Raw genomic sequence first — 12,674 nt, forward strand, 5'->3', positions numbered from 1 at the left:
ATTAGAAGTAGCTTTACTTCAGGAAATATTATAATCCATTTGGTACCTGCCTCCACCTATGCCAACTAAGCCGTTTTTTATCAGGTTGGAAAAAAAGCGGAAAGATCTGGAACGGTCTAAAGAAGTTTCCATCCTGCTTCGCAACACCAGTATTTTTGCCGGGGCGAGTTGTGTTCTGCTCGCCCTGATAAGTTGGTTTTCCCTGGGCGTATTGCACCCTGCCCCACTACTGCTTGTCGGCCTTGGCATTTCTTTTGGAATAAATGCGGCCTTATTGCACTATCTCCAGAACGGCCTGAACGCCTATCTGCTCGCATCCGTAATTACCTTTATACAACTCATCTGGCTATCCGTATTTACCGGAGGCGTGGCAAGCCCCTTTATCAGCTTCTTTGCCCTGTTGGTTTTTAGTGGCTATCTGGTCAAAACCCGCTATGGCAATCTGTATCTGGGCGGGACAATCCTCGGGGTTGCACTTATTTACGTGCAGCAGCAGCAGGGTTTGATGGGTGTTGTCAATTCCGTTCCGCAGGATGTCATCCCATTGTTTTCCGCTTTGGTTTTCCTCGTATTCCTCCTGCTACTCGGGGGTGTGCTTGGCAGGAGCCTGGTTAAAGGAATCCGCGATCTCTATCAGAGTAAGGAAATGCTTTTGCAACGCGCCGAAGAAAAGGATATGTTGCTCAAAGAGGTGCATCACAGGGTGAAAAACAACCTTCAGACCGTTTCCAGCTTGCTTCGGATGCAAGGCAGGTCAATTGAGGACCCTCAGACACTCAAACAGATTCGGAGCAGTCAGAATCGGGTAGTCTGTATGGCCATGGTCCACGAGATGCTTTATATGCGAGAAGATCTTTCATGCATAGAGTACAGCACTTATGTGCAGCAATTGGCAGATTACCTGGTGAAGTCTGTCCGGGGTTCGGAAACCGATATTCGACTTAAAATCGATATCCCTGAAATTGAACTGGGGATAGATACCGCCCTGCCCCTGGGCCTTCTGATAAATGAAGCGGTAACCAATGCGCTCAAATACGGGTTTGAAGGTCGTGAATCCGGCGAGATAAGCATTTCCCTTGAAAAAGAAGATGAGCAGGGATTTGTCCTCAGAATTGGGGATGATGGCATCGGGTACCCCGACAATATGGACTACAAAGCATCGAAATCCCTCGGCTTAAAACTCATTCACAACCTGAGCCGACAACTTAAAGGCTCTGTGATCCGCGATCTTTCAAAACGCGGAACCTATTACATTATCCGATTTAAAGAGGTTCAGCAGGATCCGTTTCATTCCCTGGCCTGATCCTGGGAATACCCCTGGGCCGAAATCCCATCTTATACCGGCCAAACCAACGAGATTTCCTATATTTAGTCGGACGAACCAAATTAATAACCAACCCATGCGCGTACCCCTTATTTTTGTTCTTTTAGTGGCTTGCCTGCCGCTCCAGGCCCAGGATTATTTTCTAAAACAGTACGAACCCTATAATGAAGCCATTCCGTCACCGGAAACTTTTCTCGGCTATGGTATTGGGGAATATCACACCCGTCATGATCGTATTGTTCACTATCTGGAGACCCTGGCAGAAGCCTCGGATAACGCAGAAATTGAAACCTATGGATTTACGCATGAGAAGCGCAAACTTGTCATGCTGCGGGTAAGTGAACCCGCCCACCTTTCCAATATTGAGGAGTTGCAGCGTCAGCATCTGGCCTATACAGATCCGAAACAGTCGGCGGATCCCCAGGCGGATTTACCCATCTTTGTGCAGCTCGGTTATAACGTACATGGAAATGAGCCTTCAAGTTCTGAAGCCGCCCTTTTGAGTGCCTATATCCTGGTCGCTTCCAATCATCCTGTAATCCAGCGCTTCAGACGTGAGGCAGTGGTATTTATCGATCCTACCATCAATCCGGATGGGCGCGACAGGCATACCCAATGGGCCAATTCATACCGGGGCAACCCTCTGGTTACGGATTCTCAGGATGCCGAGCACAATGAGTACTTCCCGGGTGGTCGAACCAATCATTACTGGTTTGACCTCAACAGGGACTGGTTGCTAGCCATTAATCCGGAGAGCCGTGGAAAATTACAATGGTACCACAAATGGTACCCCAACGTGGTTACCGATTTTCACGAAATGGGGAGTCAAAGCACCTACTTTTTTGAACCCATGAAGGCCAATGGCTCTTTGGATCCTATCATGCCACGTGAAAACTACGAAGACCTGAATACCCTTTTTGGGTCTTATTTTTCAAAATCACTGGACAGTATCGGGTCGCTCTACTTCACAAAGGAAGTTTTTGATGGTACCTATCCGGGATATGGGTCTTCCTATCCCGACCTCCAGGGAGGACTGGGATTGCTCTTCGAACAGGCCAGTTCCCGGGGACATGCTCAGAAAACGCCCTTTGGAGAAATCACTTTTCCCTTTACAATCCGAAATCAGCTGGTATCCAGTATGACCACGGTAAAAGCAGCGGTCGAAAACAAAGCCATGCTGAGAGCCTATCAAAAGGATTTCTTTAAAAGCGGATTGGAAAATGCGGCAAACGGACGTATCGGGGCCTACAGGGTGGAGGAAAAATACGACAAGAACCGCTTTAAGGCATTTATTGACAAACTCCTGATCCATGAAATCGAGGTTTACAAGGATGGAGAAGATGCCATCGTCGTTCCGACAAATCAGCCACAGTATCGAATGGTTCAAACGTTTTTTGAGACGTACGAAACCTATAGGGACAGTGTTTTTTACGATGCTTCGGCCTGGTCTGTGGCAAATTTTTACAATATGAAATACAGCCCGGTGCGCGCCGTCAGCCGCGGTGAGCAAATTACCGATACTCAAGGCCTCTATCCGGTACCTGCCGTGCCGCACTCAGACTACGCCTACCTGATTGACTGGCAGGATTACAATGCCCCGGCAATGCTCTACAACCTGCAGTCCAAAGGCCTCGTCCTGAGTAGTGCCTTCAAACCCTTTACCACCCGGGTAGGGGGAGTCGAGAAATCATTTACACCCGGGACCCTGGTCCTGCCGGTTTCCCTTCAAAAAAAGACACCAAAGGAAGTCCACGACCTGATTCTGCAAGCCCAGGAAACCTTTAAAGTCCCTACCTATGCCGTAGCCAGCGGATATCATCTAAAAGGTGTGGATTTGGGAAGCCGATACTCAAGGCCCTTGCAAAAACCCAAAGCGGCCATGCTGATCGGGGAAGGCGTTCGATCCTATGAGGCCGGGGAGGTCTGGCACTTACTCGACACCCGGGTTCATATGCCAATTACGAAAATTCCCCTCAGGGATTTTCGGGGCGCAAGTCTGGACAATTACAACATGCTTGTACTGGTTAGCGGTCGATACAGGTGGAATGATTCGGAAAAGGAACGTATCCGGGAATGGGTCGCCAAGGGAAACACCCTTATCACCATTGCCGGGGGATCCGAAGTTGCCATAGAAAATGAATGGGCGGATGTGCATTTGGTCGAAGCTGAAAAAGACAGCACAGAATCCGTAAATCGTCTTCCGTACGGAGATGCCTCTGAAAACATTGGAAAAGAAAGTGTCGGGGGCGTGATTCTCAAAATAGACCTGGATCTGACCCATCCCCTTGCCTTTGGATATTCACACCCACAGCTTCCTGTGTACAAGAATAATGAGGTATGGCTCAAGCCCAGTAAAAACCCATATGCAACCGTTGGACAGTATGCTAAAAACGCACATATCGATGGGTATCTCAGCGAAAAAAACCGGGAAGAATTCCTGGACTCCTCCGCTTCCCTGCTCGTCAGTCCTCAGGGAAGGGGTCGCATCGTACTCTTTGCGGATAACCCCAACTTCAGGGGTTCGTGGTACGGGACGAATCGTTTGTTTCTGAACGCACTATTTTTAGGAAATCACATTCGCGTACCCAATTAAATAAATTGTCAGGGCGTTTTAGGACCCGATGAAATTAGACCAACCAATCCTCAGTATTATGAAAAATTTTATTCTCGCCATTGCGATCTGCCTGTTCCTGATCAATTCCGCTTTCGGACAGGAATCCCTCTCTGAAGGCCCTTTTAACCAGCTCATAATAAGAGGTGCCACCCTTATAAATGGCAATGGCGCCCCACCTCAGGGACCTGTGGATATCGTCATTGAAAAGAATCGAATTGTACAGGTCAAAGTAGTGGGTTATCCGGGTGTGGATATCGACCCGGAACGCAGACCCACCCTGAAAACGGGAGGTCGAGAAATTCAGGCAGAGGGCATGTATGTCCTGCCTGGTTTTGTCGATATGCACGGGCATATTGGAGGCAAGGCCCAGGGGGCAGAGCCGGATTACGTCTTCAAACTTTGGATGGCCCATGGAATCACCTCTGTCAGGGAGCCCAGTGGAAGAGGCGTCGATTTTTCGATGGACCTAAAGCGCAAAAGTGCGGCTAACAGTATCGTTGCCCCTCGGATATTTGTCTACACAGGTTTCGGGCAAGGCAGCGATGACCCCATAATTACGGGAGAACAAGCACGGGAATGGGTACGGGCGAATGCCAAAAAAGGGGCAGATGGTATCAAGTTTTTTGGGGCGGCTCCGGAAATTATGAACGCAGCCCTGGATGAGAATAAAAAACTGGGCCTCCGCTCCGCTTGCCATCACGCCCAGCTTGATGTGGCGCGCTGGAATGTATTGAACTCGGCCCGGGCCGGACTGACGAGCATGGAACACTGGTATGGACTGCCAGAAGCCCTATTCACAGACCGTACCGTTCAGGACTATCCACTGGATTACAATTACAACAATGAGCAGCATCGTTTCCAGGAAGCGGGCAAACTATGGCAACAGGCTGCAGCCCCCTATTCCGATCACTGGAATGCCGTAATGGAGGAACTCATATCTCTGGACTTTACTTTGGATCCGACTTTCAATATTTACGAAGCGAGCAGGGACCTTCACCGTGCCCGACGTGCAGAATGGCATGAAACCTATACCCTGCCCTCTCTTTGGCGGTTCTACGCCCCGAGTAAGATATCCCATGGCTCTTACTGGCATTACTGGGGTACGGAGCAGGAGGTGGCCTGGAAGGAGAATTACAAACTCTGGATGACCTTTGTCAATGAGTACAAAAACCGGGGAGGGCGTGTCACGGTAGGATCGGATTCCGGTTTTATTTACCAACTCTACGGCTTTGCCTATATACGGGAAATGGAGCTACTCAGGGAAGCCGGTTTCCATCCCCTGGAAATAATCCGGGCCGCAACCCTAAACGGGGCAGAAGCACTTGGCTTTGACGATCAAATCGGAACCGTAACCCCGGGGAAACTCGCCGACCTTGTAGTGGTAGAAGTTAACCCCCTTGAAAACTTCAAGGCACTTTATGGCACTGGGGCGATAAAACTTACTGAAGACAATGAAGTCGTTCGCGTTGGCGGTGTCAAGTATACAGTCAAAGATGGCATAGTATACGACGCGAAAGCATTGCTGAAGGATGTCAAAAACCAGGTGGATACGGCCAAAAAGGCTGAGGGATTTGAAATTAAACAACCCGGAATGGAATAGAGGCGTCAAAGTCCAAACTGAAGTATAGCCTCTGCCTTCCTGTTTAATTACTATAAGACATTCTTGGGTTTCAGGGGGAGCCCCCCTCCCCCGAAATTCAAGATACCGGGATCAGCTGCAAAAACCGATCACCAGACCAAATAATCCAACCTCCAAAGCACGGAGCTCCCTTTATTAAGAGAATGTCGTATTCCCATAAAAGGATCTGGCATGGTATCGGGAGAAGTAACTGTTCATCGGGATTCCACCCGTCCCAAATTCCAAAATTCCGTATCTTCCCTACTGCTATGAAGTACCAGGTACGGGTTGAGAATTACATGGGTTTATACAGGAAATTTCATTTCTGTCTTTTCCTTTTGATTTCAATATTGACCATACCCACTACAACATCGGCCCAGGCCGAGGAACTGGAAACCGCACTTTTTAGATGTATTGCAGAAACCTTTGAGGCCGGCCCCCATACTTTGGACAGCCTTGTTTCCCGCTTTGAAAATGAGCTCATTGCTGAGGGTTTACTCGAAAATACCGCCGGTGAAGCCTACAGGGGGCTCTTGCAAAGGATTGCCTCAGGCCAGAGCGTCGTCAGAGCTCCTGAGCAGTATTTCGGCCCGAGATTCCGAACGTTAAGAAGAGATAGTATCGCTTTAAGTAACTGTAGTAGCGTACTGGATACCAATACTATAGACCCTTCAGCTTCGACGCTGATTCAATTCGAAATTCTGAGGGAATCCCTCTTACATGAAAACCTGGATCCAGCCCTTGAAGCATCAGCTTATTTGGATTTGCTCGATGCAGCGGATCTGTCATTGCCGTACTATCGCTTGTTTACCTACCAGCTTATCGACCGGCAGGCTTTTGAGACCAGTTTGCCAGACATAGGTAATCCTGTCAACCCTGCCCTGGCGCAACAGAATGCAGGAGGGGCCAATGTTTTCCGGGTTTACATGAACGAGCGGGATCAGCTTATTGTAGCAGACCAATTGGTTAGCCGGGAACAGATGCTCAATTTAGTCGCCGGACATGCCCGGACTTTTGAACAGAGTTCGCTTTACATCATTGAGGTGGAACAAGATGTAAAGTACAGCCAGTTCGTATCCCTGAAAGATCAGATTGCACTGGCGATCAGCGAGGTCCGCGACACTTATTCCAGGATAATCCTGGGCAAGACACTGAGTGAACTCACGGTTTCCGAGCAGGAGGCTGTATTCGAAAAGTATCCCATTCGGATCGTAACGCCCTGATCTGAAATACAGAAATTGGTTAAACCCCTTCTTTGCGCAGCACTTCCAGCGGAGGACTGCTGAGAACTCCCTGACTGTTCAAAAGGCCGATCGTAAGCACGGTCAGCGTGATTCCTGGAAACACTACAAGAAAGGGTATCCAGGATGGTGTAAAACTCAGTTCAAACACCCCATAAGCCAGCAACTGAGTCCCCAGAAGGGAGAGCAGGACTCCCATCAGGCTGCCGATACCCCCTAAAAACAGGTATTCCATAATCGCAATGCGGCGAATCTGTCGCCCTCTGGCACCCAGGGTACGCAAGAGCACGCTTTCGCGAATCCGTTGGAACTTACTGGTTCGAACGGCTCCAAGCAGGACGATAAACCCGGTAAGGATACTGAAAAAGGCCATAAATCGGATCACCCAGGATAGCTTCTCCAGGATATCCCCCACAGCCGAAAGCAGTTGTCGCACATCGAGGACGGAAATATTTGGAAAGGATTTCACAAGTTCCTGCTGAAAAACAGCGGACTCCGTTTCCCCTTCCGCATAGGTCGTAAGTACATGAAATCGGGGTGCATCCTCGAGTACCCCTTCAGGAAAGACTATCGAAAAATTCAATTGTAAACGACCCCAATCTACTGACCGGATGCTGGCTACTACTGTTTCCATCAATACGCCCTGTACATTAAACACAAGGGTGTCCCCCACCCAAACCTGGGCATCCCGGGCTACATTATCGGAAAGGGAAATAGGTACTGGGCCCGATTTGTCCTCAAAAGTGGATATCCACTCCCCATCGACAAGTTGCTCTGAGGGTATGAGTGAATCGCGGTAGGTCACCCGGAATTCGTGATTCAAAATCCATCCGTTGATCGTGGATGTCGTATCCTTTCGAATCGTTTCAACTTTCTGATCTTCAATCTGATCGAGCCGCATCGTGACTATGGGAATATTCTCCAGTACGGGCAATCCGCGGGGACGGATCATGGCTTCAACCTCCCCTTCCTGTTCGGCCTGAACATCCAGCAGAATCAGATTTGCCGCAGGGGTATCATCCTCTATTTCCGCCCGGGCCAGCAACATATCCTGAGTAAAGTACAAGGTACTGATCAAAAAGGTACCGATCCCAATTGCCAGAACCAGCACCAGGGTCTGGTTATTGGGCCGAAACAGATTAAGCAGGCTTTGGCGGGCCTCAAAGCCCCAATTATGCGGGAAAAACCTCCGTATTAAGCGCATAAGTCCCCATGCAATCCCCGCCAGAATCATAAAGGTTACCGCAATTCCCAGGACAAACCAAAAGGCGCGGGTCGCATTTTCAAGAAGCAGGGCAGCAGCTGCCCAGATTCCAAGGGCGATGAGGGCAAATACAAATGCGGTTAACCGTTTGGAACCACGGGTATCCCCTTCGCTGATCCGCAATACTGAAAGCGGGCTGATGAACCAGCTCTTTAGCAGCGGTAATAATCCGAAGAGCACGGCCATCAGTACCCCGAGGCCGACGCCGAGAAGAACGGGTCCCCAATGGGTTTCCCAGGCGAGTTCAACGGGAAGGAAGTCCTGCACAAACTGGGGGAAAACCTGCTGCAGTATTAAGCCCAGGGCGGCTCCGAGGATACCCCCCAAAAGACCGATGCCCGCAATCTGTATCAGAAAGATAGCCATGGTCTGTTTCCGCGAGGCACCCAGACACTTTAAAATGGCAATAGACGCTCGCTTTTCCTTCATATAAATATGGACCGAGCTGGCAATCCCCAGACATCCGAGCAATAGGGCGATAAAGGCTACCAGTTTCAGAAATCTGCCTACATTCTCAAAACGCCTGCCCAGCCGTCTTGAAGTGTCTGTGTGTAAATCAAGATCCGCTCCCTCATCATCCAGCACAGGATCGATAGAAGTGTAAAGCTTTTCCAGGTCCATACTCGGATCGACCTTAAAGTAATAATTGTATTGAAGTCGGCTACCGGTCTGGATAAGACCCGTTTGATCAAGGGTGTTAAACGGAATCCAGACCGCTGGTGCAACGGATGTGGAAACAACTGTATTCCCGGGAGCCTCCAGTAGGCTTCCCCCTATTGGAAATATCCGGTCCCCTATTTTTATGGAATCTCCCGGTTGTAATCCAAACTGCACCATAAGGGTGGCATCTACCAGGGCTGAGCCGTCCGCCTGATAGCGTTCTGAGGCGACATCCGGTCGCGTGGACAAGACACCATAAAAGGGGTATTCCCCGTCCATAGCCCGTACCCGGATCAATTTGCTGCCCTCTTTGCCCGGAAAAAGAGCCATGGACACAAAATTCACCTCACGGCTTTGTTCCCCTCCAAGGGAATCGATGATACCCTGAACCCTCTCATTGGCCGGGTGATCACTATCGATAAGGAAATCCGAACCCATAAGCTCCCTGGACTGCCCTGATATAGTTTCTTCCAGGGTTTTTCCAAAATTCTGAATACTGACAAGGGCAGCGATACCCAGTACAATAGCACTCATAAAAAGCGCTAATCGTTTGAGGCTGGCCCTGCCATCCCTCCAGGCCATTCGGAATAACCAGGATAAACCGGCACTGTTTTGCTCAGGATTCATGGATGAGAAGCTGTTTCTGAATTGAAGATTCGCCCGCCCTTCAAACGCATCAGGCCATCGCATCGCCGGGCCAGATTCAGATCGTGGGTAACGATGATCAGCGTAGTTCCCGCTTCCTTATTCAGGTTAAAGAGCAATTCAACAACCCGTTCCCCCGTTTCCTCATCGAGGTTGCCGGTGGGCTCGTCCGCAAAAAGAATCTCAGGTCGGTTGGCAAAGGCGCGGGCCAGAGCAACGCGCTGCTGCTCTCCCCCGGACAATTGACTCGGGTAATGATGGGTCCGATCTCCCAGGCCTACCTTTTCCAGGAGGGTTCTTGCGGTATTGGCTGCCCCTTTTGTGCCCCTTAATTCCAAAGGGACACTGACATTCTCCAGGGCCGAAAGCGTCGGCAGTAACTGGAAGTTCTGGAAAATAAATCCTACTTTTTTATTTCTAAGCGATGCCCTGCCATCTTCGTCGAGCTCGGTGAGATGGGAGCCGCATAACGCAACAGTACCCGTATCTGGTGTATCCAGACCCGCACAGAGCCCCAGCAAAGTGGTCTTTCCGGACCCCGAGGGGCCCACAATAGCATAGCTCGTACCCGAAGCCACTTCGAACGAAATATCATCGAGTACCGTCAAGGACTTGCCGCCACTGAGATAACTCTTTCCAAGATGCTGAACGTTTAATATCTTTGACATAGACTGGATCATCCGGTTTAAAGCTGCAAAAATTACACAATACAAACCAGAAATGAGCCACAACCGATCTCCCAGACTCTTAAAATTTAGTTATATTTTTTGCTTTATCTGTCTCTTTGGTTGCGGGGACGCCACTTCTTCTAAATCCACCGAAAACTCAGAAATAACTCCGGTTGCGGAGTCACCCGAAACGAAACCTGAGAAATCAGGTACCATTCTCTTCTTCGGGGATTCGCTCACAGCGGGCCTCGGCCTGGATCCAAATCTGGCATTTCCTGGCTTACTCCAGCAGCGCCTGGATTCCCTTGGGTACTCTTTCGAAGTAATCAATGCCGGACTAAGCGGGGAAACAACCGCCAGCGGAAGCAATCGGCTGGGATGGGTGTTGAGACAACCCGTTGACGTATTTGTCCTCGAACTCGGCGCAAATGACGGCTTAAGGGGGATTCCACTCTCCGAGACCCGGAAAAACCTAAAGGCCATGATTGCGCAGGTACGCAAAACCTATCCGGAGGTTGTCATTGTTCTCGCAGGCATGCAGCTCCCACCGAATATGGGCCCGGAGTACACAGATGAATTCCGGAAAATATTTCCAGAAATAGCAGAAAGCGAGGATATCCTCCTAATTCCCTTTTTACTTCAAGACGTTGGCGGCATACCTGAACTCAATCAGGAGGATGGCATACACCCGACGGAAGAAGGGCACAAAATAGTGGCGGAAAATGTTTGGGAGGTGCTTCAGCAGGCTGTTGGCAGCCCTCAGAAAATCGATTCTTAAGCCATTTCCGGCCGGCTCCTGAGTGTCTTAAACGCAAGTGCTTTTTTAATCCGGGTATTCGGACGGCGATACAAGCGGGCGAAAAGGGTTGTTTCCGATTTCACATTGCTCAGGAGTTTCCAAACAGGAACCAGCTCCTGTGTTTTGACCTCAACTTTGGCCTGAGGAGTCCGCTCCTGTCCCTGAAGGGCGAGTACACAAAAAAAGAGGCTGAGAAGGCAAATAAACTTTTTCACGATATGCGATATTATATAGTAGTAACGCATGGGTAGGCAGGCCACGGGCTGCCAAATCGACCAAAAACCACAAAAAATCGGTTAGTTGAATTTGCCCCGATAAACGGTTCTATAATGACGGCAAGTGGGGGTGAGCGGGATTACGGGTTATCTGATATTTCTGCATTTCGACCGTCCTGCCTAGATACCATAACCCAATACCTCAAGGGGGTTGGGGCAATTTTCCCGATAGTATTCAAGGTGATCCAGGGAACATACCCCTGGATAGTCCCCCTGGGATCCTTCAAGCTCGCGTATCAATTGAAAGTGCACATGGGGTGCATACCCTCCATTTTCATGGGGATTGCCCAGAAAACCAAACCGCTCCCCTGCCAGGAAGACCTTTCCCGGATAAAGCCCCTCTAGTGTAGCGGTGGAGAGATGGCCGAAAAGGGAGTACAGGGTTTCGCCTTGTATCTCGTGTTCCAGGATCACTACGGGCCCGTAGTCACCAGGTATTTCCCGGTTGGCCCAACTGTGCAGTCGCCCGGCCCAGGGCGTGTGTACAGAAGTACCCGCTGGAGCCCACAGATCCAAACCGAGATGGTATTCCCGTTTCTCCGATGGGTTCGCATTGAAATGTCGAAATCCATCATAGAGGCCCCGATGTTCCAAATACCCACCAAAAGCGATTTCTTTTTGATTCCTCCTGAGGATCCCGTCAAGGAAGCTTTGGCAGGACTGGGCATCTTTTAAAGCATCCCCGAGCTCCGGATTGGTTACGGAAAGGTCTACCCTGCAGTACTCGCTGAAGTCGTACCTGGGATCTAAAATCGGATGGGATTTCATCGGATGCTTCTTTTTAATCGTGAAAATTACAAAAACCCTACTGAGAATTAACATTTCTTAAAACATCATGCACCTCCTTACTTTGTAATTTCGAACTCCAAAGTTGGTACACATGAAAAACGCACGCTATCTATTGAGTTTCGGTATCTTATTCATCATGGCATCTTCCTGCCAGTCTCAGGGCAAGAAGACAGAACCTGAAATGGTTACTGAAGTTGCAACACCGGAAGTCACTGAAATACAAGATCTTTCCAAGTATGAAAAAGCCTATTTTGCCAGTGGGTGTTTTTGGTGCGTGGAAGCCATTTACGAAAGTGTAAAAGGAGTGGCAGAAGTCGTGTCCGGATACGCCGGAGGCACGGAAATCGATCCGACTTACGAGCAGGTGAGTTATGGCAGAACAGGTCATGCCGAGGCGGTGGAAGTATATTACGATCCTGAGGTCATCAGCTATTTTGAACTGGTACAGGTGTTTTTCGGATCACATGACCCTACTACATTAAATCGTCAGGGTCCGGACCGGGGAGCGCAATATCGCTCCATCGCGTTCTACACGAATGATGCGGAAAAGAAAACAATAAGGGCCTATATGGATGCCCTGGAAGAAAGCGGGGTTTACGGCGCGCCTATTGTAACCGAAATCACACCCCTCACCAAATTTTATCCGGCCGAGGATTACCACCAGGATTACGAAAAGAACAATCCGAATAATCCCTATGTGCAGAATGTTTCGGTCCCCCGACTGAACCGGTTTAAGGCCAACTTTGCCGAATTCCTGAAAGAAGACCTGCATTAGAA

The 12,674-nt window shown here is 49.5% G+C and carries 10 protein-coding genes; 6 read left to right on the plus strand and 4 right to left on the minus strand.

The genetic code is table 11. The features are described 5' to 3' along the window. The first annotated feature begins 85 nt into the window (after nucleotides 1–85). The 4 genes from QU605_RS04740 to QU605_RS04755 all read left to right on the plus strand — a co-directional run bounded on the left by QU605_RS04740 (nucleotide 86) and on the right by QU605_RS04755 (nucleotide 6,779). On the plus strand, nucleotides 86–1,303 hold the full coding sequence (locus QU605_RS04740; RefSeq protein ID WP_289724128.1) for a sensor histidine kinase: 1,218 nt from the start codon (nucleotides 86–88) through the stop codon (nucleotides 1,301–1,303). A 97-nt stretch (nucleotides 1,304–1,400) separates the two neighbouring features. Continuing rightward, nucleotides 1,401–3,917 carry a M14 family zinc carboxypeptidase gene (locus QU605_RS04745; RefSeq protein ID WP_289724129.1) on the plus strand — a complete coding sequence of 839 codons (2,517 nt, stop codon included), beginning with the start codon at nucleotides 1,401–1,403 and terminating at the stop codon, nucleotides 3,915–3,917. A 58-nt stretch (nucleotides 3,918–3,975) separates the two neighbouring features. Further along, entirely contained in the window at nucleotides 3,976–5,538 is a 1,563-nt protein-coding gene (locus tag QU605_RS04750; protein ID WP_289724130.1) for an amidohydrolase family protein, read from the plus strand. A 287-nt stretch (nucleotides 5,539–5,825) separates the two neighbouring features. Beyond that, on the plus strand, nucleotides 5,826–6,779 hold the full coding sequence (locus QU605_RS04755; protein ID WP_289724131.1) for a hypothetical protein: 954 nt from the start codon (nucleotides 5,826–5,828) through the stop codon (nucleotides 6,777–6,779). A gap of 19 nt (nucleotides 6,780–6,798) precedes the next feature. Here QU605_RS04755 and QU605_RS04760 read toward each other — a convergent pair whose 3' ends face one another. Beyond that, on the minus strand, nucleotides 6,799–9,303 hold the full coding sequence (locus QU605_RS04760; RefSeq protein WP_289724451.1) for an ABC transporter permease: 2,505 nt from the start codon (nucleotides 9,301–9,303) through the stop codon (nucleotides 6,799–6,801). A 41-nt stretch (nucleotides 9,304–9,344) separates the two neighbouring features. Then, nucleotides 9,345–10,034, minus strand: coding sequence for an ABC transporter ATP-binding protein (locus QU605_RS04765; protein ID WP_289724132.1), 690 nt, complete (start codon nucleotides 10,032–10,034; stop codon nucleotides 9,345–9,347). A 52-nt stretch (nucleotides 10,035–10,086) separates the two neighbouring features. Here QU605_RS04765 and QU605_RS04770 point away from each other — a divergent pair, with 52 nt between their 5' ends. After that, a complete protein-coding gene (locus QU605_RS04770) occupies nucleotides 10,087–10,812 on the plus strand; it encodes an arylesterase (RefSeq protein WP_289724133.1) in 726 nt (241 codons plus the stop codon). Here QU605_RS04770 and QU605_RS04775 read toward each other — a convergent pair. Both QU605_RS04775 and QU605_RS04780 read right to left on the minus strand, forming a co-directional pair. Then, nucleotides 10,809–11,048, minus strand: a complete 240-nt coding sequence (locus QU605_RS04775) for a hypothetical protein (RefSeq protein ID WP_289724134.1) — start codon at nucleotides 11,046–11,048, stop codon at nucleotides 10,809–10,811. The two genes, QU605_RS04770 and QU605_RS04775, sit on opposite strands and share 4 nt — an antisense overlap. Nucleotides 11,049–11,228: 180 nt before the next feature. Then, the gene (locus QU605_RS04780; protein WP_289724135.1) at nucleotides 11,229–11,876 is read right to left on the minus strand and encodes a peptidoglycan DD-metalloendopeptidase family protein; all 648 of its coding nucleotides are present in this window, start codon (nucleotides 11,874–11,876) and stop codon (nucleotides 11,229–11,231) included. A gap of 112 nt (nucleotides 11,877–11,988) precedes the next feature. On the opposite strand from QU605_RS04780, the gene msrA reads away from it, so the two are divergent. Further along, nucleotides 11,989–12,672, plus strand: coding sequence for a peptide-methionine (S)-S-oxide reductase MsrA (gene msrA, locus QU605_RS04785; RefSeq protein ID WP_289724136.1), 684 nt, complete (start codon nucleotides 11,989–11,991; stop codon nucleotides 12,670–12,672). The last annotated feature ends 2 nt before the right edge of the window (nucleotides 12,673–12,674 follow it).

It is taken from the genome of Robiginitalea aurantiaca (genome assembly GCF_030380815.1).
Classification (GTDB): Bacteria; Bacteroidota; Bacteroidia; order Flavobacteriales; family Flavobacteriaceae; genus Robiginitalea; species Robiginitalea aurantiaca.